Annotated in this window: 20 protein-coding genes; 3 read left to right on the top strand and 17 right to left on the bottom strand. The window is 40.8% G+C overall.

Features of this window, described 5'->3' with window-relative positions; all coding sequences use genetic code 11:
* Window positions 1-210: 210 nt before the first annotated feature.
* Window positions 211-939, top strand: a complete 729-nt coding sequence (locus tag ABES52_RS08145; RefSeq protein WP_429650647.1) for an endonuclease/exonuclease/phosphatase family protein — start codon at window positions 211-213, stop codon at window positions 937-939.
* A 91-nt stretch (window positions 940-1,030) separates the two neighbouring features.
* Here ABES52_RS08145 and ABES52_RS08140 read toward each other — a convergent pair whose 3' ends face one another.
* The 5 genes from ABES52_RS08140 to mce form a co-directional block, all read right to left on the bottom strand.
* The gene (locus ABES52_RS08140) at window positions 1,031-2,512 is read right to left on the bottom strand and encodes an alkaline phosphatase family protein (RefSeq protein WP_429650646.1); all 1,482 of its coding nucleotides are present in this window, start codon (window positions 2,510-2,512) and stop codon (window positions 1,031-1,033) included.
* Window positions 2,513-2,704: 192 nt separating this feature from the next.
* Complete coding sequence (locus tag ABES52_RS08135) at window positions 2,705-3,163, bottom strand: chemotaxis protein CheW (RefSeq protein ID WP_429650735.1); 459 nt, start codon at window positions 3,161-3,163, stop codon at window positions 2,705-2,707.
* Between the two features lie 124 nt (window positions 3,164-3,287).
* Complete coding sequence (locus tag ABES52_RS08130; protein ID WP_429650645.1) at window positions 3,288-4,406, bottom strand: M20/M25/M40 family metallo-hydrolase; 1,119 nt, start codon at window positions 4,404-4,406, stop codon at window positions 3,288-3,290.
* 68 nt (window positions 4,407-4,474) lie between these two features.
* Window positions 4,475-6,025, bottom strand: coding sequence for an acyl-CoA carboxylase subunit beta (locus ABES52_RS08125; protein ID WP_429650644.1), 1,551 nt, complete (start codon window positions 6,023-6,025; stop codon window positions 4,475-4,477).
* Window positions 6,025-6,444: a methylmalonyl-CoA epimerase gene (gene mce, locus ABES52_RS08120; protein ID WP_429650643.1), complete on the bottom strand. Its 420-nt coding sequence runs from the start codon at window positions 6,442-6,444 to the stop codon at window positions 6,025-6,027. Before mce ends, ABES52_RS08125 begins: the two co-directional genes overlap by 1 nt.
* A gap of 185 nt (window positions 6,445-6,629) precedes the next feature.
* Here mce and prli42 point away from each other — a divergent pair, with 185 nt between their 5' ends.
* On the top strand, window positions 6,630-6,725 hold the full coding sequence (gene prli42, locus ABES52_RS08115) for a stressosome-associated protein Prli42 (RefSeq protein ID WP_429650642.1): 96 nt from the start codon (window positions 6,630-6,632) through the stop codon (window positions 6,723-6,725).
* A gap of 47 nt (window positions 6,726-6,772) precedes the next feature.
* On the opposite strand, the gene ABES52_RS08110 is transcribed toward prli42, so the two are convergent.
* The 6 genes from ABES52_RS08110 to ABES52_RS08085 all read right to left on the bottom strand — a co-directional run bounded on the left by ABES52_RS08110 (window position 6,773) and on the right by ABES52_RS08085 (window position 14,391).
* The gene (locus ABES52_RS08110; protein WP_429650641.1) at window positions 6,773-7,288 is read right to left on the bottom strand and encodes a L,D-transpeptidase; all 516 of its coding nucleotides are present in this window, start codon (window positions 7,286-7,288) and stop codon (window positions 6,773-6,775) included.
* Window positions 7,289-7,308: 20 nt separating this feature from the next.
* Window positions 7,309-8,283, bottom strand: coding sequence for an aromatic acid exporter family protein (locus ABES52_RS08105; RefSeq protein ID WP_429650640.1), 975 nt, complete (start codon window positions 8,281-8,283; stop codon window positions 7,309-7,311).
* Between the two features lie 58 nt (window positions 8,284-8,341).
* Window positions 8,342-8,779, bottom strand: coding sequence for a BrxA/BrxB family bacilliredoxin (locus ABES52_RS08100; protein WP_429650639.1), 438 nt, complete (start codon window positions 8,777-8,779; stop codon window positions 8,342-8,344).
* 291 nt (window positions 8,780-9,070) lie between these two features.
* Complete coding sequence (meaB, locus tag ABES52_RS08095; protein WP_429650638.1) at window positions 9,071-10,171, bottom strand: methylmalonyl Co-A mutase-associated GTPase MeaB; 1,101 nt, start codon at window positions 10,169-10,171, stop codon at window positions 9,071-9,073.
* A 1-nt stretch (window position 10,172) separates the two neighbouring features.
* The gene (scpA, locus tag ABES52_RS08090; protein WP_429650637.1) at window positions 10,173-12,368 is read right to left on the bottom strand and encodes a methylmalonyl-CoA mutase; all 2,196 of its coding nucleotides are present in this window, start codon (window positions 12,366-12,368) and stop codon (window positions 10,173-10,175) included.
* Entirely contained in the window at window positions 12,361-14,391 is a 2,031-nt protein-coding gene (locus tag ABES52_RS08085; protein ID WP_429650636.1) for a methylmalonyl-CoA mutase family protein, read from the bottom strand. The genes scpA and ABES52_RS08085 overlap by 8 nt, the downstream gene beginning before the upstream one ends.
* Before the next feature lie 237 nt (window positions 14,392-14,628).
* Here ABES52_RS08085 and ABES52_RS08080 point away from each other — a divergent pair, with 237 nt between their 5' ends.
* Window positions 14,629-15,048, top strand: a complete 420-nt coding sequence (locus tag ABES52_RS08080; RefSeq protein ID WP_429650635.1) for a hypothetical protein — start codon at window positions 14,629-14,631, stop codon at window positions 15,046-15,048.
* A 120-nt stretch (window positions 15,049-15,168) separates the two neighbouring features.
* On the opposite strand, the gene ABES52_RS08075 is transcribed toward ABES52_RS08080, so the two are convergent.
* The 6 genes from ABES52_RS08075 to bcd form a co-directional block, all read right to left on the bottom strand.
* Complete coding sequence (locus ABES52_RS08075) at window positions 15,169-16,476, bottom strand: dihydrolipoamide acetyltransferase family protein (RefSeq protein WP_429650634.1); 1,308 nt, start codon at window positions 16,474-16,476, stop codon at window positions 15,169-15,171.
* Between the two features lie 38 nt (window positions 16,477-16,514).
* A complete protein-coding gene (locus ABES52_RS08070; RefSeq protein ID WP_429650633.1) occupies window positions 16,515-17,498 on the bottom strand; it encodes an alpha-ketoacid dehydrogenase subunit beta in 984 nt (327 codons plus the stop codon).
* 13 nt (window positions 17,499-17,511) lie between these two features.
* Window positions 17,512-18,507, bottom strand: a complete 996-nt coding sequence (locus tag ABES52_RS08065; protein ID WP_429650632.1) for a thiamine pyrophosphate-dependent dehydrogenase E1 component subunit alpha — start codon at window positions 18,505-18,507, stop codon at window positions 17,512-17,514.
* Between the two features lie 56 nt (window positions 18,508-18,563).
* A complete protein-coding gene (lpdA, locus tag ABES52_RS08060; protein WP_429650631.1) occupies window positions 18,564-19,988 on the bottom strand; it encodes a dihydrolipoyl dehydrogenase in 1,425 nt (474 codons plus the stop codon).
* Between the two features lie 21 nt (window positions 19,989-20,009).
* Entirely contained in the window at window positions 20,010-21,116 is a 1,107-nt protein-coding gene (gene buk / locus ABES52_RS08055; RefSeq protein WP_429650630.1) for a butyrate kinase, read from the bottom strand.
* 81 nt (window positions 21,117-21,197) lie between these two features.
* Window positions 21,198-22,295 carry a branched-chain amino acid dehydrogenase gene (gene bcd / locus ABES52_RS08050; protein WP_429650629.1) on the bottom strand — a complete coding sequence of 366 codons (1,098 nt, stop codon included), beginning with the start codon at window positions 22,293-22,295 and terminating at the stop codon, window positions 21,198-21,200.
* Window positions 22,296-22,308: the final 13 nt, after the last annotated feature.

Genomic DNA, 22,308 nt, shown 5'->3' with positions numbered 1-22,308 from the left:
TAAAAAGGGGAGAGGCTAACAGGTACAGCAGTATCTCGCCCTTTTTTCATATGTAGCGATTTGATCCTACTTTTTTAGTTATATAACTGATTTAACAAGAAAATCAATTCTCCTGCCATCTTACTTAAAGTCATCATTAATAAAAATATTTTTGAAATTGCATACAAATATATGACAATAACGCAAATGAACTTAGAGGAGAGAAGCAGCTTGGAAATTAAGGTTATGACTTTTAATATTCATCATGGCAAAGGTATGGATCTTAAAGTGGATCTATATAGAATCGCTGAAGTGATTGAAAAAAGTAATGCCCATATTATTGGTCTTAACGAGGTGGATAAACATTTTTCCAAGCGGAGTTATTTTGAGGACCAAATTAGCTGGCTTGCCAAACAATTAAACATGAACTATGCTTTTAGCCCTTCCCTTTCCTTAAAACCTAAAACTATGTCAAAAGTGCGGCAATATGGAAATGCCTTGTTGTCCCGATATCCTATTGTTGCAAAAAACAGCTATTTGTTTGATTTGATATCTGGAGTCATTGAAGGAAGATCTTTGCTTGAAGCAACGATTCAAATTAACAATCAGCTGGTTTTGGTTAATGTTACTCACCTAAGTATTAACCCCTATCTACACAAAAAGCAGACGGATTTTATTTTAAATAGGCTCAGCAACTATTCTTATCCTTTTATTATCATGGGGGACTGGAATATGATGCCTGGATCAAGAGGATGGAGAAAAATGACGCGTGAAACTCAAGATGCTTGGTATATAGCCGGTATTGGAGCAGGACATACTTATCCTTCCCTTCATCCAAGAGTTAGGTTAGACTACATATTTGTTAGCCACCATTTTCAAGTCATTAAAGCAGAAATCTTCACCAAAACCCCAAATGCTTCCGACCATTTACCATTAAAAGCAACACTGAATTACCACTGAAAAGAAACATATTTCCATTTTAAAAATAACACCTTGTAATCGAGGTGTTATTTTTTGGATATTCGTGATTATATTTGTATTGTTATCTACCTCAATCAAGAAGTGTTAAAATCCAATCTTTTAAGTCAATAATGCGTAAATGTCTTGGGGACGAGTTAGTACCAGTTACAATCATCGATACTAGTGAGTCTTGTTTATGAAGTCCACCATGGCTTGCTCCTCCCACATGAGTCGGGGAACCTTCACCGATAAATTCAAATCCTGGTTTGGCACTTACAACAAGATAATTTCCTTCATGAGAAGTAAGCGAGCTGTACAATCGGGCCAGTGCATCCGGATATTCATCATAAATAATCTTATTGTTCTTAACGGTAAGATTCAAAATTCCTAAATCTCCTTCTATATCCCACGATTGTTCATACTCATCAACCAATGTTCCATTTGGTTTAAAAATGAATTTTCCCTGTTGAACTCCAGATATGACGTGAACAGATTCTTTTTCCATCCAAGCAATGACATCAACTCTTTCGTCCATTTGTAACGTTTTCGCGAGATCCGATAGTGGCGCATGTTCAGGATTTAATGTATAAATAAAGGCCATTCGTTCATTAACACCGAGAACAACTTCGTCCCTATCTTTAACCCCATCTTTTAATGTCATTATTTGATAAGAACGAAGGGATTGTCTTAAATCAATTAAGGCTTTGTTCCGATCAGAATCAATTGGCGCTTGACCGTTATCTCCCATTATAATCCAATAATTATCTTTTAAAGCTTCCTCCCAAGAATCATAACAATCCAATACGTTTTGCAGCTGCTTGTCTACTTTGTGAATTCCCTTTATTTCCATAGGACCATTTTTATGGATAATTTTATCCATATCTGGAAAATAAACGATGGTAAAAGAAGGTAGAGAATCCGTTTTAATAAGGTATTTTAACTCTTGGGCAGAAAAGCGATCATTAAACCCACATTTTTGCCAAAAGTATCCATATCTTTTCAAAGGACTGAGCTTAGAAAAGGAGCCATATGTAAACAGTTGACTTCCTTTTGTCTTCAACTCATGATTCAAAGATGTAAAAATTGTTAGTAACCTTGGCAATTTTAAATTATGCTCTGTATTTCCACGATAAATGAGAGCATTGATCGAAGCCGTTATTTTTCCTCTACTAGACAATTCTTCATGGATTGTTTTAATTTCTTTGTTTAAATGCTGATTGTTTATATTATATAAAATGTCCTTCATTGATTGGGTGATGCCAAGCTTGATAAGTTCCCTTATATGACTTCCGTAATTAATTAGCCGCTTTTCTTTATCATGAAACCATACTAACCCAGGAATCTTATGAATATTCGCATTCGTACCCGTTAGCAGTGAACTGTCTACAGTTACAGACATCGTCGGAAAAGGGCTCACGATATTTGGAAATACCCTTCCATTATCCATAAAAAATTTAAATGCAGGAGCTGCTCCCTCTTTCACTGCCTTTTCTAGAGGCGGATACATTAAAGTATCAATAATCAGCATAATAACGCGTTTCTTGTTTGCAGATGTTGACACGATTTGATCCATCCTTTACCCAGTGTTGTGTATCATAAAGCATTCTCTTCATACTATCTTAACCAATATTCGGGTAAAGAAAACAAACAGTTTGGCAATTAATAATATCCGCCAGGAACAAGGCAGGTTTCTTATTGTATTTTGCATATTCTTTTTTAAAAACTTCATATGGTCCTACATTAGATGATCATAAAGAAAACCACCTTATTGGTGGCTTAAAATATGTTCTTTAATCTCGTTTACTCCGTCTAAGCTTTCGAATAGCTTGCTTGGGTCAATCAAGGTAATAAGGCGTTCAGGTAGGCTTGCCACGCCGATAAAATACGGTGTTTGACGGTATGCAAGCAGATTGATTTGTTTAATCGCATCTTTAGGAATATCGATGATCTCTTTGGCGTCATCAACGATTAAAGCAACAGATAAATCCTCGGTAGTCACAACAATCATTCTCGTTTTTTCTGTTTCTGCATATGAACAGCCATATAAAATTTTCATTGTATCTAAAACAGGAACTAACTCCCCGCGAATACGCACAACTCCAAGCATGTAACCTGGCATTTGCGGTATCAATGTCGGTGAACTCATTTTTTCTATAGAAATTACATTTTCGACTGGTACCGCATATTGTTCATTCTTCACTTGGAACACAACTGCTTTATTGATTTCCATTCACCGCTCCCCCTAAAATACTATTTCTATATTCCTTATGATACTATAAATTGGCTATTTAAACCATTTTGTAATAACAAAGAGCATCCAACGATTGGATGCCCTTCATATTTTACCCTTATTTCGCTACTTCTTCAACGATTGCTACAACCATTTCCGTTACTTTTACTAATTCTTCAATTGGCATTCGTTCGTTTGTTGTGTGAATTTCTTCATATCCAACCGCCAAGTTAACTGTCGGAATACCAAATCCGGCAATGACATTCGCATCGCTGCCGCCGCCGCTGTGAAGAAGCTCACACGAACGACCAATTTTTTCAGCAGCTTTTCGAGCTACTTCGACAACGTGGTCACCTTCGCCAAACTTAAAGCCAGGGTACATGACTTCCACGTCCACTTCTGCTTTACCGCCCATTTCCTCAGCAGCTTTTTCAAACGCTTCTTTCATTTTCGCCACTTGTGCTTCCATTTTTTCTGGCACTAAGGAGCGTGCTTCTGCTAAAATATCGACACGGTCACAAACAATATTTGTTTGTGTACCTCCTTCAAAGCGGCCGATGTTCGCAGTTGTTTCCTCATCAATACGGCCAAGCGGCATTTGGGCAATTGCTTTAGCAGCAATTGTAATCGCAGAAACTCCTCGTTCTGGTGCAACTCCCGCATGAGCTGTTTTCCCAAGAATGACTGCTTTAATTTTTGCTTGCGTTGGTGCAGCCACTACAATATTACCGACTTTTCCGTCGCTATCAAGTGCGTAACCAAACTTCGCTTTAATGAGTGACGAATCTAATGCTTTTGCTCCCACAAGACCAGACTCTTCGCCAACTGTGATAATAAATTGAATCGTTCCATGAGCGATGTTTTGTTCTTTTAATACACGGATTGCCTCAAGCATTGCCGCCAAACCCGCTTTATCATCAGCCCCCAAAATCGTTGTTCCATCTGTTATAACATATCCGTCTTTAATCGACGGCTTCACACCTTTTCCAGGTACAACTGTATCCATATGGGATGTAAAGTAAATCGGGTCAACTCCTTCTTTTGTACCCTCGAGCGTACAAATTAAGTTTCCTGCGCCATGACCGGTTTTCGCTGTCGTATCATCTTCAATAACATGTAAACCAAGCGCCTCAAATTTTTGTTTTAATACTTTGGCAATATCGCCTTCGTGTTTCGTTTCGGAATCGATTTGTACAAGTTCTAAAAATTCGTTTATTAACCGCTCTTGATTCACCATACTATGAACCTCCAAATTATGTATTCACGATTCCAGTATATCGTGAATTGAAGATTCATACAAATACCTTACAACGGTATATTTCCATGTTTTTTTGTGGGACGTGATTCTTGTTTGTTACGCATCATCTCTAACGCTTGAATGAGTTTTATGCGCGTATCCCTTGGGTCAATAACATCGTCCACCATTCCCCGAGAAGCAGCTACATATGGGTTAGCAAACTTTTCTTTATATTCTTCGATTTTTTGTTGTCTTAAAGCTTCGGGATCATCTGCTTTTTGAATTTCTTTCGCAAAAATAATATTCGCCGCTCCTTGTGGTCCCATCACGGCAATTTCAGCATTCGGCCAAGCAAATACAAGGTCCGCTCCAATCGATTTACTATTAAGAGCCACATACGCTCCCCCGTATGCTTTTCGTAAAATCACGGTGATTTTTGGAACAGTAGCTTCGGAATACGCATATAAAATTTTTGCCCCGTGACGAATGATTCCCCCGTGCTCTTGTTTAACGCCAGGGAAAAATCCGGTCACATCTTCAAATGTAATGATCGGAATATTGAACGAATCGCAGAATCGAATAAAACGGGCCGCTTTATCCGATGAATCGATATCGAGACCACCTGCCATAAATTTTGGTTGATTGCACACAAGACCGACTGGCTCGCCTTTGATCCGTGCAAAACCAACGACAATATTTTTGGCAAACTCGCGATGAATTTCAAAAAACGATTTTTCATCAACCACTTGCTCAATGACGTTTCGGACATCGTACGGACGAACAGCATCAAACGGAACAACGTCCGGTAAATCAGGGCGGTAATCATCGCTCTCCTCGTAGTCGTAAAGAGGTGGTTTTTCCTGATTGTTTTGAGGTAAATAACTTAATAGTGTCCGAACCATTTGTAAGACTTCTTCTTCTGATTCGGCTCGGAAATGGGCGTTTCCGCTAATGGTATTATGAACCTTCGAGCCCCCTAAGTCCTCTGGGGTAATCTTTTCTCCAGTTACCGTCTCAATGACTTTTGGTCCAGTAATAAACATTTGACTCGTTTTATCAACCATAAAAACGAAATCGGTAATAGCTGGTGAATACACAGCACCACCCGCACAAGGTCCCATAATAACCGAAATCTGAGGAATGACTCCCGAATAGATCGAGTTACGATAAAAAATATGCCCATACCCGTCCAATGAGACAACTCCTTCTTGAATGCGCGCCCCACCGGAGTCGTTCAACCCAATAAAAGGCGCCCCGTTTTTCGCTGCTAAATCCATTACATGAGCAATTTTTTTCGCATGCATTTCCCCTAACGCCCCACCGAAGACGGTAAAATCTTGAGAAAACAAATAGACTGGACGACCGTTTACTTTTCCGTAACCAGTGACGACCCCATCCCCAGGTCCTTTCAGTTTGTCTAATCCAAAATCGGAACAGCGGTGTTCAATAAACGGATTTAATTCGACAAATGACCCTGGATCTAGTAGTAATTCAATCCGTTCTCTTGCGGTCAATTTTCCTTTTTCATGCTGTTTCGCTATTTTTTCATCTCCACCACCAAGCTCGACTTCGCGGCGACGATCGTACAGTTCGTTTATTTTATCGTAAATATCCGTCATTATTCCGTCTCCCCTTTGTTGAGTTTCTCGCAAAGTTCATATAAAACGCCATTCGTTGATTTCGGATGGATAAAGGCAACATCCGCTCCTTGGGCACCTTTTTTCGGAGCGTCATGAATCATTCGAACGCCTTTTGTTTTCAATTCATTAATTCGTTCTTGAATGGATGAAACCCCAAATGCGATATGATGAATCCCTTCCCCCCGCTTTTGCAGAAAGGTGTAAATCGTACTTTGCTCATGTAGCGGCTCTAACAATTCGAGCTTGACATTTCCCCCGTCAATAAAGGCGACTTTTACCCCTTCCGATTCGACTTCTTCTATTCTGATAAGCCGAAGCTGTAACACATCGGTATATAACGGTAATGCCTCTTCAATCGAAGAAACGGCAATGCCGATATGATCGACTTTTTTGATCATCCGAAGTCCCCCTTTGTTGTCGATAACTTCATTTTTTCATAAAAAATATACTATTTAAAAATATTCGATAATTATGTCGAAATTCCTTCTTAAATACGCTTCCAATTCACTCCATGAACAATGCTTGTCAAACCTTGAGCCCCTAAGTAAAATAAAAGGGAGGATTCATGTCAGGAGAGATGAGTATGTCCAATAAAAAGATTCAAAAAGTGATTGTCTATCTCATGCTTTTTGCGATGATTGCGTCAACAGTACTTATGGGACTAACGATGTTCTTTTAATACAAAAAGACCACTAGAGGATACTTTTTCCTTTAGTGGTCTTTTTTTTATGGAATCGATGGTAATGCCCCATATTGTATACCTAGTTCGGAGATGGTTTTATCTGAATTTACGATGAGAATTTTCGTCCCGAGGGGGATTTTGTCATACAAATACTCGACATGCTCGTTCAACAGGCGAATACATCCTTGTGATACATATTTTCCAATGGATGTTGGATCTTTTGTTCCGTGGATACCGTAAATTCTCCCGTCCGTACCATGAGCGTCAAATCCGATCCACCGTGTTCCTAATGGATTATCCGGGTGTCCTCCAGGAATATTTTTCTTTCGATAATATGGATTTTTCGCTTTTACGATAACGGTAAACAGGCCTTCCGGAGTCATTTCTTTCTCTTTTCCTGTCGCAACTTTTGTAATCCACTGAATCGCTCCCTCATCGATATACGCCAGCTCATTCGTTCGTTTATTGACAATAATGAAGGGATCTCCCGGTAACGGATTTTTCCCTAATGGCCAAATCGGTGAAGATAGGAACAAGCAAAAAGCAATAAGCCACTTCACGAGGTGCCCTCCTTTTTTGCTTATTGTTTCCTCCGTTTTCTTCGTTTATCCGGAATCCCTTGAAAAGAACTTTTTATAAGCAAATACTGTTCCATTTCTTTTACAAACTGGACTAAGGCGGCTCGTGTTTCAAACTCTTCCCTTGTTTTAGGGAGGTCCATTTGTTCAAATTGGGCTTTCATTTTATATAGCTTTTGTAAGTAAATAAGAGCGGTATTTCCGGGATGGATATTTTGGCTTAATTCTTCAATAAAATCAGCAATCATCTTTCCCTGCTCAACTGTTGCTCGAATCGATGTAATAAGCGGAAGTACGCGTTCGATGATTTCAAATTGCTTTTCCCGCATATGAAAGTATTTGTAATACAAATTTTCTTTTCGTAGGACGTGATTTTCCACGTCCCGGAATGCAAGAGATTTGGCTTTCGCCAGTAATTCACTCGTCTCTGTAATTTCTTCTCCGTCCCAATCGCTTTCATTTGTCCGTAAGTAGGTGACGATTTCTTGGAAAATCTTCTGGAAGTTCCGTTCGATTTTTTCTTGATAATCGATTAAATCTTTTTCAACACTTGGCATATACATATTGACGATTAACGCCACGCCAATCCCAATGATGATAAGTCCAAGCTCATTAAGAATCAGATCTCTCGATACATCCCCATAATCGTATATATGTAATATTATGACGCTACTTGTCACAATCCCTTCCTTCGCTTTCAGCATAACAACTGTCGGGATGAAAAAGAGCAACATAATTCCAATGGCTATGGGATGATAGCTAATCCCTTCGAAAAATAAAAATGAAAAGCCCATTCCGACTAGGCACGCTACCAATCGTGTCCATGCCGCAAAAAGCGATTTTTTCTTGGTTATTTGAATACACAAAATCGTAATAATCCCAGCAGATACGTAGTTTACTAAGCCGAATTGCTGGGCTAGCCAAATGGAAATAGCCGTCCCAATGGATGTTTTTAACGTTCGATATCCAATTTTCATCTTTATCTTGCCCCTAAAAAAAGGTAAACAAGGAGAACCCTCATTTACCTTTTCAAAATTATACTTCGTCACAATATTTGTCAAACGCTTCTTGTAATTTACGAACAACAGACATCGGATCATGCCCTTCGATTTCATGACGTTCTACCATCGTGCAAATTTTTCCGTCTTTTAATAAAGCGAAAGATGGAGAAGAAGGCGGATATCCTTCAAAATAGCTGCGTGCTTTTGCTGTCGCCTCTCTGTCTTGACCAGCAAACACGGTCACTAAATGATCTGGACGCTTGTCGTAATGAATGGCATGAGCTGCTGCTGGACGTGCAATTCCACCAGCACATCCGCATACAGAGTTAATCATGACAAGCGTCGTTCCTTTTTTTGCAAACGCTTCTTCTACTTCTTCTGGTGTACGCAATTCTTTATAGCCACTCGCAACCATTTCTTCACGAGCTTGACGAACAATATCATTCATAAAAAGATTAAAATCCATGTTCATTTATTTACACCTCACATCGTCATCATTTCATTTTTCATTGTAGCAAGAAGTGGTGTGTTTTATCAATTTTAAAGGGACCGTGGTTATTAAAAAATTATGGAGTGATTGTCCATTTACACCTTATTTTTTTCCGAATCCAAGAGGAAGTGTTCAATCTATCAATTACCAAAACAATGCATAACCTCTACTTGCCAATCGACAAGTTTTATTGACTCATCACAATATGGGTGTGAGTCGTCATCTATTTATTCTTTTCGATAAAAAAACACCGCCTTTAAAGCGGTGTTCATTTTACGAATCCGTAAAAGCGGAAAATAATCGATCGACTACGGAAGTGACTGTATCGGTTCCTTCCTTTACCGATTGCTCGGCGTCTGGAAGGAGTTCTTGGATGCGAGGGTGTTGGAAAAACGTCGTGTGCAGCCGATCATGAATCATCGTGTACATCCATTCAATGGCTTGTTCTTTGCGACGTTCAAAAAAGACATTCGATTCTTTCGTTGATTCCACAAATCGTTGAATGACTTTCCATACGTCTTCAATTCCATCCCCGGTTAACGCCGAACATGTATACGCTCTTGTTTCCCAGCCTTTTGTTGCTGGTTGTAAAAAGTGTAATAACTGATTGTATTCTTCTTTTGTTTTTTTCGCTAACGGAAGGTTTGATCCGTCGGCTTTGTTAACTAGAATAGCATCGGCAATTTCCATTATGCCCTTTTTCATTCCTTGCAGTTCATCACCCGCACCAGTTAACACAAGAAGGAGGAAAAAGTCGACCATACTGCGAACGATGATTTCACTTTGGCCGACGCCGACTGTTTCAATTAAAATGACATCAAAACCGGCCGCTTCACATAACAGCATCGTTTCTCTCGTTTTACGATGTACGCCTCCTAACGTTCCGCCAGAAGGAGACGGGCGGATAAACGCATTCGGGTGACGACTTAGTTGCTCCATTCTAGTCTTGTCTCCGAGAATGCTTCCTCCAGATACCGAGGAGCTTGGATCGACCGCTAAGACAGCCACCTTATATCCTTTCTCACACAAATAGAGTCCGAACGCTTCGATAAACGTACTTTTTCCCGCACCAGGCACACCAGAAATCCCGATGCGAATCGAAGAGCCAGTATGAGGTAACACCCGCTGCAACAATTGTTGGGCAACCTCATAGTGCTTAGCGGCTTGACTTTCGATTAAGGTGATGGCTCGTGCTAACGTCGCTCGGTCTTGACGTAACACCCCTTCCGTTAATTGTTCCACCGACATGACTGGACGAGACGGCTTCCGCTTCTGTTTAAATTCACCAGTTGAATGTCCTTTTCCAGATAAAATCGAGCTTGTTGTATGCTTGGTTTCGTTTTCCATCCATTCCGGCTTACGACCTTCTCCCATGTTATACGTTCACTTCCTCATACCCAAGACGGTCATACACCGCTTCGAGTATTTTTTGGGCGGCCACCGGTAGAACGGTTCCTGGTCCAAAAATTGCACTAGCTCCGTGTTCGTACAAGAAGTCATAATCTTGCGGTGGAATAACACCACCGACGATGACGACAATATCGTCTCTGCCACGCTTTTTCAATTCTTCAATAAGCTCTGGAACTAATGTTTTATGTCCAGCAGCTAACGAGCTAACTCCGACGACATGAACGTCGTTTTCGATTGCTTGCTGCGCCGTTTCCGCTGGAGTTTGAAAAAGCGGTCCAATATCGACATCAAAGCCCATGTCCGCATAGGCTGTAGCCACGACTTTTGCTCCACGGTCATGACCGTCTTGTCCCATTTTGGCAATTAAAATACGCGGTCGTCTTCCTTCCAACTCTAAAAATTCGTTTGTCATTTTTTGGACCTTTTTAATTTCCTCTTCATCGGAGTAGTTGGAGCTGTAAACCCCACTAATGGAACGAATAATCGCTTTATGACGTCCGGACACTTTTTCAATCGCATCGGAAATTTCCCCGAGGGTTGCCCGAACACGCGCGGCCTCTACTGCTAACGCTAATAAATTTCCTTCACCGGAAGCCGCGACATTCGTAATTTTTTCTAATGCGGAACGAACCTCCTCTTCATTCCGATGTTTCTTTAAATACTCAAGTCGTTCAATTTGTTTTCTTCTCACTTCGGTATTGTCAATGGCTAAAATGTCAATCGGGTCTTCTTTTTCTAACCGATAACGATTTACACCAATAATCGTTTCTTTTCCAGAATCAATTAATGCTTGGCGTCTGGCGGCCGCTTCTTCAATACGCATTTTTGGAAGTCCGGTGTCAATCGCTTTCGCCATTCCACCGAGTTCCTCAATTTCTTCGATATGCTTCCAAGCTCGTTCCATTAATTCGTTTGTCAACGCTTCAACATAGTACGAACCCGCCCATGGATCGATCACTTGAGTAATCTTGGTTTCATCTTGTAAATATAATTGCGTATTACGTGCAATTCGTGCGGAGAAATCAGTCGGTAAGGCAATTGCTTCATCAAGCGCATTGGTATGAAGGGATTGGGTATGCCCGAGCGCTGCTGCCATCGCTTCGATACATGTTCGAACGACGTTGTTGAACGGATCTTGTTCGGTCAAGCTCCAGCCAGATGTTTGGGAGTGTGTTCTGAGCGCTAACGACTTCGGATTTTTCGGGTTAAATGATTTCATCATTTTCGCCCAAATCACACGGGCTGCCCGCATTTTGGCTACTTCCATAAAATAATTCATTCCTATCGCCCAGAAGAACGACAGGCGTGGCGCAAACGAATCGATATCGATCCCTGCTTTTATTCCGGTACGAACGTATTCTAGTCCATCAGCCAACGTATAGGCTAGTTCAAGATCTGCTGGGGCTCCAGCTTCTTGCATATGGTAACCGGAAATACTTATGCTATTAAACTTCGGCATATGTTTAGACGTGTATTCAAATATATCCGCAATAATGCGCATCGACATCTCTGGCGGATAAATGTACGTATTGCGCACCATATATTCTTTTAAAATATCGTTTTGAATCGTTCCTGATAATTTCTCTTGAGGAACTCCTTGCTCCTCGGCGGTAACGATATAAAATGCCATAATCGGGAGAACGGCTCCGTTCATCGTCATCGAAACGGACATTTGGTCTAGAGGGATGCCATCAAATAAAATTTTCATATCTAAAATTGAATCAATGGCAACTCCCGCTTTCCCGACGTCCCCTACGACCCGAGGGTGATCGGAATCATAACCGCGGTGTGTAGCTAAGTCAAAAGCAACTGATAACCCTTTTTGTCCCATCGCTAAGTTACGACGATAAAATGCATTACTTTCTTCCGCTGTTGAAAAGCCAGCGTATTGACGGACCGTCCACGGACGATTAATATACATGGACGGATATGGACCACGAAGATATGGAGGAATGCCAGGCATGTAATCAAGAAAGTCGAGTCCCTCGATGTCTTTTTTCGTATATAACGGTTTAATGGCTATATGTTCATTCGTTTCAAATAGAAGATCATCTATCGATTGTTTCAATTTTTCTTCAATGGCTTGTTTCCATTGCTGCTCATTTACTTTTTCACTCACTAGATTTAACGAAATGTTGGAAAAATCGACCTGTTTACTCATCGATGGCCACCCCCATATCGTACATAAACTGAACCAATGTCTCATAAACATTCGATTTCATATGAATAAAACCGTCAATACCGGATAGGATGAATGCTTGTTCTATATCCGGAGCTTGTTTACCAGCAACGTATAATCGGATAGAAGGATGCTCTTTTTTGAGCTTCACTGCTAAGTTTGGAACCCAATCTTTATACATTTCATCCGTTCCACAAATGATAAAATGTGTCCCTTCAGATACGAGTTCTTCCAATGTTTCGTCGCTGACTTCACGACCAATGTTACTTTTTACTTCAAAGCCGCCTGTTTCAAAAAAACCAGTAATAAAATCCGCACGCGGTTTATACTGTGGAATTGTACCAATATTTAATAAAACCACTTTTGGACGGCTACCCGTTTTTTCGAGATGTTGTAGGGACGCTGCCCGTAATTGTTCAAAAGGTTCGGCTAACCGCCAGCGGTTTAATGGTTGAATGATAAGGGTTTCACTGTGCAAAGCTTTCCTAATATCTTGTGCACTCGCTTTTCGTTCGACCATAGTGAAAGCCGGCTTAACGAATCGTTTCGATGCAAATTCATTTTTTAATTGTTTAACGATGTCTTTATTAAGTACCTCTCTCGTTCTTTCTTTCTGCAACTTTTCTTTTTTCATCACCGGCTCAGCTAAGTTTGCATAGAAATTCGTACCGACGATTTTTTCGTTCCGCATTTTTACTTGCTCTAAACGTTTATCAGCTACTTTTTTCACTTCAGTCTGCACGAATCCGTCTTGAAGCGCTTGAACCATGCCACCTTTTATTTCGATTTGCTGGAATAATTTCCACGCTTCCTCGGCTATTTGATGTGTTAACGTCTCTACAAAATAGGAGCCACCTGCTGGATCAATCACTTTTCCTAAATGCGATTCCTCGAGAAGAATGAGTTGAGTGTTCCGTGCAATCCGGCGGGAAAACTCGTCAGCTGGTCGAATCGGTTCATCAAAAGGTGATACGTGCAAGCTATTGGCACTACCAACGACTGCAGCAAAAGCTTCTGTAGTCGAACGAAGCATATTGACGTAAGGATCATGCACTGTCTTTGTAAAATAAGAAGTCCGAGCATGGATAACTAATTTTTGTGACTCCTTGTTCCCATTAAATGCTTGAATAATATTTGACCACACGAGTCGAGCCGCACGCAGTTTCGCAATTTCCATAAAAAAATGAGACCCAATTGCAAAGGAAAAACTCATGTTTGGCGCAACCTCATCGATGGTTAACCCGCGAGCCATCAGTTCGCGAATATATTCAACGGCTGTAGCAAACGCAAATGCTAATTCTTGGACCACGTTCGCCCCGGCATGATGGTACGGTTCACCATGAATCATAATGGTTTTTATATAAGGCAAATGTTCGTGTGACCATCTTGTAATGTCGGCCATAACATCATATAACGTAGATAATGAGAAATTCGTTTGACCGCTCTCAATTAAACTACCTAAAGGATCCATCCCAATTGTGCCACGTAACTTTGAAAAAGAGAGTTGATGCTTTTCGACAAATGCTTTGAACAAAGATACAAACGGGAGTGAACAGTCACCGGCATCAATACGAATCGAGTAATCTGTTAGCGGAATCCCGGCAAACATTGTTTCTAGGTCTTCCACTGTATTCACCCAAAACGGAAGCTTATCCAACACAAGATGAATTTCCGTTTGTCCTTTAGATAAATCGTGTTTAACGATTTCATTCCATTGTTCAGGACTTTCTGCAAAAATTTCCTGGCTTATTGCCCACGGTTCCTTAACATAGCCGTTGACGCTTGTCCCACGAACATAATGAGAAAATCCAGGATACTGTTCTATATGCTCAAGTGAACTTAAATCTTCACGCGTATAAATCGGCTTTAATTGAATACCTTCATATGTTTTAGAAAATAATTTTTCATACGGTTTCCCCTTTAATGATTTCTCCACCGATTCTTTCCACGTTTCATAATCCGGCGGTGGAAACGATTGCTGTTTCATCGTTTCTAAATTGGCCATTTCAGTCCCTCCCTTTGATCGTATAAAAAGCAACAAGCACCCCTTTTCAGAAACTGCTTACTTTTTGAAGTTTTATGAATTTTCTATATATCATTATTTTAGTATATATAAAGAATTCAAGCAACGACCTACCTTTTCAAAGTTAGTAACGATCATCAGAGAGGGAAAAAATCATTCAATTTTTGGTAATTTATGTTAACACAAATTTTAATTATTCCTTGTCTATGGAGGAGTTAAATGAAGAAATGGTTAATAATTTTAGTCGGTTTATTACTTTTATCTAGTTGCGAATCTCAGATTAGCCTTTCTGAAATAAAATTCAAACATCTTCCAATGAATGTTTATACCTATTTTGATCAAGTTCGCCAGTATAATGGAAACTATCTTTATTTTTACGATAAGGACACACTCTATGTTTTCTTTAATCGATATACGGTAATTCAAGGAGAAGAACTGGAATATGTAACAGACGTGCAAGTAGAAGTGGATGGGGAAACGCTATCCATCTATGTTAATCAACAAAAAACGGACGACTATAACCAAAATACTTTCAATCCCCATGTACTCTATCAATTAAAAGTTAATGCTCCTGTTCATACAATCAAAATTTTTAACAACGGAAAAGAAAGTCACTTCGATGGGGTTTCAGGTAATTAAGTAATTTACATACGGTAGGCTAAGGCATCACTCTTTCTGAAATACTGTTTTGTTGTGTTTGATTTCCCAGGAATAATAAAACCATCCCCACGCTAAAATGCGTAGGGATGGTTTTATTTATTAATAAACAGAAGTATTTTCTTTAGAGATGTTTTCAAGGATTTCTTTGACGCGTTGTAAGAAGCGACCGCAAATTAAGCCGTCAAGGACGCGATGGTCAAGAGACATACATAGGTTCACCATGTCACGAACAGCAATCATACCGTTTGGCATTACAACTGGACGTTTAACAATTGCTTCTACTTGTAAAATTGCCGCTTGTGGGTAGTTGATGATACCCATCGATTGAACAGAGCCGAATGAACCTGTGTTGTTCACCGTGAATGTTCCGCCTTGCATGTCTTCAGATTTTAATGTGCCTGTACGAACTTTATGAGCAAGTTCAGCGATTTCTTTCGCAATTCCTTTGATGGATTTTTCATCGGCATTTTTAATGACTGGTACGTATAAAGCATCTTCTGTCGCAACCGCAATTGAAATATTAATGTCTTTCTTTTGAATAATTTTATCTCCTGCCCACATGGAGTTGATTTGTGGGAATTCTTTTAACGCTTGGGCGACCGCTTTAACGAAGAATGCGAAGTATGTTAAGTTAAAGCCTTCACGCTTCTTGAATTCTGTTTTGATGGAATCACGATACTCTACTAAGTTGGTTACGTCGACCTCCATCATCGTCCAAGCATGCGGAGCTTCATGCTTACTACGAAGCATATTTGTAGCAATCGCTTTCCGAACGCCGGATACTGGAATTTCCACATCTCCAGGAGCGACTGGGATGTTTGGTGCCGGGCTTACTGGCTTCGCTGGTGCCGCTTGTGCGGGTTGAGTTGGTTGAACTTCAGCCTTAGGCGCTTCTTGGACTGGTTGAGCCGCTTCAGCAGGTTTATTTGCTGCTTTTGGAATGTTACCAGACTCAATAATTGCTAAAATGTCTTTACGGGTAATTCGTCCGCCTTTACCTGTACCTTGCACTTGAGAAAGATCAATGCCATGCTCTTGAGACAATTTAAGAACAGCTGGTGAATAACGCGCTTTATTTGGCGCATCCGCTTTTGCCGCTTGGGTAGCTGTTTCTTCTTGTTTTTCTTCTTTCATCTCTTTAGTTGGAGCCGCTGCTGAACCTCCACCTTCTACTTCAATCGTACAGATGACTTCACCTACTGCAAGCGTGTCTCCTTCGTTTGCCACTAATTCTTTAATGACACCTGTAAATGAAGAAGGAACTTCTGCGTTTACTTTATCGGTCATTACTTCAGCGATTGGATCGTATTTATTTACCGCATCTCCAGGAGAGACTAGCCATTTTGTAATCGTACCTTCTGTTACACTCTCACCAAGTTGCGGCATGGTCATTTTTTCTATAGCCACAAGAGAAAACCTCCTTATTTGTTGTCGATATCAGACGATTAAAATTCAGCTAGCTCGCGCATTGCCTTTTCAATCTTATCAGGGTTTACCATGAAGAATTTCTCCATTGTTGGAGCGTATGGCATCGCTGGTACATCTGGACCGGCAAGACGCATAATTGGTGCATCAAGATCAAATAAGCAATGTTCAGCAATAATCGCTGCTACTTCACTCATGACGCTTCCCTCTTTGTTGTCTTCTGTAACTAGAAGCACTTTACCTGTTTTAGAAGCTGCTTCTATTATTGCTTCTTTATCAAGCGGATAGACCGTACGTAAGTCTAAAATGTGTGCTTCAATGCCATCTTGAGCAAGACGTTCTGCTGCTTGTAATGCAAAGTGTACGCATAATCCGTACGTAATGACTGTAATGTCGCTACCTTCACGTTTTACGTCTGCTTTTCCAATTGGTAATACATAATCGTCTTCAGGTACTTCCCCTTTAATTAAGCGGTACGCACGTTTGTGTTCGAAGAAGAGAACAGGATCGTCGTCACGAATCGCCGCTTTTAATAAACCTTTCACATCATAAGGTGTTGAAGGCATAACGATTTTTAATCCAGGTTGGTTCGCAAATATCGCTTCCACTGACTGAGAGTGATAAAGCGCTCCGTGTACACCACCACCATATGGTGCACGAATAACGATTGGACAGTTCCAGTCGTTGTTAGAACGGTAACGGATACGAGCCGCTTCCGAAATAATTTGGTTTACAGCTGGCATGATGAAGTCAGCGAATTGCATTTCAGCGATTGGGCGCATTCCGTACATCGCTGCACCGATCCCTACACCTGCAATTGCTGACTCAGCAAGAGGTGTATCGATCACACGTTCTTCACCAAATTGTTCATATAATCCTTGAGTAGCTTTAAATACCCCACCTTTTTTTCCTACGTCTTCCCCAAGGACAAATACGCGTGGGTCACGTTCCATCTCTTCACGAATAGCCATTGTTACAGCATCAATATAAGAAATTACCGGCATAATTCCTTCCCCCTTACTTCTCAGCGTATACGTACTTTAATGCATGTTCTGGTTCAGCATACGGTGCATTTTCAGCGTAATCCGTTGCTTCATTTACTTTCTTCATAACACGGTCGTTAATTTCTTTTTCTAAGGCGTCATCCATTACACCTACTTCTTTTAAGTAAGCAGCAAATGTAATAATTGGATCTTTTGCTCTTGCTTCTTTTACCTCTTCTTGGTCACGATAGCTACGATCATCATCGTCAGAAGAGTGCGGAGTTAAACGATAAGAAATAGTTTCAATTAATGTAGGACCTTCACCGCGACGTGCACGATCTGCTGCTTCTTTTACGACTTTGTACACTTCTAACGGATCGTTACCATCTACTGTATATCCTGGCATACCATATGCAACTGCACGGTCAGATACTTTTTCACATGCTAATTGCTTTTCAATTGGAACAGAGATCGCATATTTGTTGTTTTCACACATAAAAATAACTGGTAATTTATGAACTCCAGCAAAGTTCGCTCCTTCATGGAAGTCTCCTTGGTTTGAAGAACCTTCACCAAAAGTTACGAATGTAACTAAATCTTTTCCTTCCATTTTACCTGCTAATGCGATACCTACCGCATGAGGCACTTGCGTTGTAACTGGAGAAGATCCTGTGACGATACGATTTTTCTTTTGACCGAAGTGACCTGGCATTTGACGTCCGCCAGAGTTTGGATCTTCTGCTTTCGCAAAGGCAGATAACATTAAATCTGTTGGTGTCATTCCAAATGTTAAAACAACACCCATGTCACGGTAGTACGGTAAAACATAATCTTTTTCACGATCAAGGGCAAACGCTGCACCAACTTGAGCCGCTTCTTGTCCTTGACAAGAAATAACGAAAGGAATTTTACCAGAGCGGTTTAATAACCACATACGCTCGTCTAAACGACGGGCAAGAAGCATCGTTTCATACATTTCTAATACGGTTTCATCGCTTAAACCTAAAGCTTTATGACGATTTTCAGCCATCTTTTAAACCTCCTAATATTTGATTATGTAAGGAGGGAAACGTCCCTCCTAAAACATTATGAATGAATGGCCTTTCCATCAACAGCAAGTGCTGCTTCACCAATAGCCTCGCTTAGCGTTGGGTGTGGGTGAATGGTATGGGCAACTTCCCACGGAGTCGCGTCAAGTACGCGCGCTAATCCAGCTTCAGAAATCATGTCAGTGACGTGTGGACCAATCATATGAACACCTAATATGTCATCTGTGTCTTTATCAGCCACAATTTTCACAAAACCGTCTGATTCTCCGAAGACTAACGCTTTACCAATCGCACGGAACGAGAATTTCCCTACTTTGACATTATGTCCTTTTTCTTTCGCTTCTTGTTCCGTTAAACCAACGCTAGCAATTTCAGGGTTGGAATAAATACATTTTGAGACAAGGGTGTAGTCCATTGGATCAGGCTTTTCGCCAGCGATATGCTCAACGGCAATAATTCCTTCATGGCTTGCCACGTGAGCAAGCTGAAGACCGCCGATAACGTCGCCAATCGCATAAATGTGCGATTCTTTTGTTTGGAAAAATTCGTTTACCTTAATAAAGCCTTTTTCTACAACAATGTCTGTGTTTTCAAGGCCAATTCCTTCAACGTTCGCTTGTCTGCCGACAGAAACGAGTAATTTTTCCGCAGTGAACTGTTTTTGTTCCCCTTTTACTTCAGCGCTAATTTGAACTTGGCCGTCACCTTTCACTAACGTTTCAGGTAATACTTTTGCATTTGTCACAATCGTGACACCCTTTTTCTTCATGAGACGTTGCATTTCTTTGGAAATTTCGTGGTCCTCCGTTGGAACTATACGGTCTGCATACTCAACCACTGTCACTTCGACCCCAAAGTCTGACAGCATAGATGCCCACTCAATCCCGATAACCCCACCACCAACAATGATGATGGAAGATGGCAATGTTTCGAGTTCTAATGCTTCGTCCGAAGATAGAACGTATTCGCCATCGATATTAAGGCCTGGTAATGTTCGTGGACGGGAACCAGTTGCGATAATAACGTTTTTCGGCACAAGCATTTCATTTTCTTCTCCGTTGTTCATTTCAACAGAAATCGTACCCGGCATTGGTGAGAAGATAGATGGTCCTAAAATACGACCCGTTCCTTCGTATACGTCAATTTTTCCTTTTTTCATTAACGATTGCACACCGGCATGAAGCTGGCTAATGATTTTGTTTTTGCGCTCTTGTACTTTTGCAAAGTCAAGTTTTACATCAGAAGCTACAACACCGAATTCATCACCACGTTTTGTTGTTGCATAGACTTCGGCACTACGTAAAAGCGCTTTACTTGGGATACATCCTTTATGTAAGCACGTACCACCAAGTTTTCCTTTTTCGACAACTGCTGTCTTTAATCCTAATTGTGCCGCACGAATGGCAGCCACATAACCACCTGTTCCGCCACCTAAGATGACTAAATCGTATTCATGTGCCAATTAAGTTTCCTCCTCTTTTTGTTAAACTATCGCTTCGTTACGAACGTTGCCTGGATAATCTTTTACTTTTTCTTCACCTCGAAGAACACGCAATGCACCTTCTGCAAGGGCTTGTAATTCGTTTTCTCCTGGTTGAACGATGACATCAGCAATCCAACTAATTCGATCGCTAATGGATTTAACGAATTCTTTTCCGTATGCGAGTCCACCAGTTAAGATGATAGCATCTACTTTTCCTTCGAGCACCGCACTTGCGGCACCAATTTCTTTGGCAATTTGATACGCCATGGCATCATATACTAGTTTTGCCTTTTCGTCACCTTCTTCAATCATTTTTTCTACTTTGACGGCATCATTTGTACCTAGGTAACCGACAAGACCACCTTGTCCAACAAGCATTTTCATTACTTCATCACGGTAATAGTTGCCGGAGAAGCATAAGTCAACAAGGTCACCTGCAGGAACCGTTCCTGCACGCTCTGGACTGAACGGGCCATCGCCATGAAGACCGTTGTTTACGTCAACGACACGACCTTGTTTATGTGCGCCTACCGTAATACCACCGCCCATATGCGTAACAATGAAATTAACTTCTTCATATTTTTTACCTAATTGTTTCGCCACCCGACGAGCCACTGCTTTTTGGTTTAACGCATGGAAAATACTGCGACGTTCAATTAGCGCAAAACCAGAAATACGAGCAATTGGCTCTAGTTCATCGACAACGACCGGGTCGACAATAAATGATGGAATGTTTAAGCCAGAAGCAATTTCATAAGCAATGATTCCACCAAGGTTAGATGCATGTTGGCCTGCATATCCTTCTCGAAGGTCTTTCAGCATCGCTTCATTAACAGCATACGTACCACCTTCGATTGGGCGTAAAAGACCACCGCGACCACAAACAGCACTTAGCTTATTAATGTTAATACCTTCTTCGTCTAACGTTTCTAAAATGGTATTTTTACGAAATTCATATTGATCGATGATGTTTTGAAACGAATTGATAACGTCCGTATCATGACGAATCGTTTTTTCTAAAATGGCCATATCATTTTCAAATACGCCAATTTTCGTCGACGTAGAACCTGGATTGATGACAAGAATTCGATAGGATTGTTCTTGCACAGTTGTTACCTCCAATATTTTTGTGAAAAGGGAGAACGCCTCGCCAAAACAGGCCAAGCGTTCAACTAATAATGGGATGAATTATCGACGACGGCTTAAAATGTGTTTTCCGTTTTGAAGGAATTGGCTGCGAGATTTGCGCATTCTTTCAATACGCTCTTCTGCCATACGGTCAGCAGCAAGGTAAGTTGGAATACCGTCACGTTTAGCAATTTCGATTACTTTTTCGATGTTGTTATAAATTTGTTCAACTTTCTTCATTGCACGTTCACGGTTATATCCGTAAAGCTCGTCTGCTACGTTAATTACACCACCTGCGTTAATAACATAGTCAGGAGCGTACACAATACCCATTTCATGGATAATATCCCCATGACGCGTTTCTTTTAATTGGTTGTTCGCTGCACCAGCGATTACTTTTGCTTTTAATTGTGGAATCGTTTCATCGTTAATAACAGCACCAAGAGCACATGGCGCGAAAATATCACACTCTTGGCTATAAATATCAGCTGGATCTACCGCTTTTGCACCAAACTCTTCTACGGCACGTTGAACGGCTTCTTTATTGATGTCAGTAACAATTAATTTTGCACCTTCCTCGTGTAAATGACGGCAAAGGTTGTACGCAACGTTACCAACACCTTGTACTGCGATTGTTAACCCTTCAAGAGAGTCTGTGCCAAACGCTTCTTTCGCCGCTGCTTTCATACCGCGGTATACACCGTAAGCTGTAACTGGAGATGGGTTACCAGAAGAACCAAATGCTGGAGAAATTCCAGTTACATAGTCCGTTTCTTCATGGATAATATCCATGTCAGCAACTGTTGTTCCTACGTCTTCTGCAGTGATGTAGCGACCGTTTAATCCTTGGATGAAGCGTCCAAACGCACGGAACATTTCTTCGTTTTTATCTTTACGAGGGTCTCCAATGATTACTGTTTTACCGCCACCAAGGTTTAGACCAGCAGCAGCGTTTTTGTATGTCATACCACGAGCAAGACGAAGCGCATCTTCAATCGCTGCTTCTTCAGATTCGTATGTCCACATACGAGTACCACCTAAAGCTGGTCCTAACGTTGTATCGTGAATCGCGATAATTGCTTTTAATCCAGATTGTTCATCTTGACAAAAGACTAATTGTTCGTAATCGTATTTTTCCATGTACTCAAAAATTTTCATATGAAAGTCCTCC

The sequence above is a fragment of the Aeribacillus pallidus genome (assembly GCF_050478865.1).
GTDB lineage: Bacteria > Bacillota > Bacilli > Bacillales > JACDOC01 > JACDOC01.
This window is presented reverse-complemented; position numbering and strand designations above follow the sequence as displayed.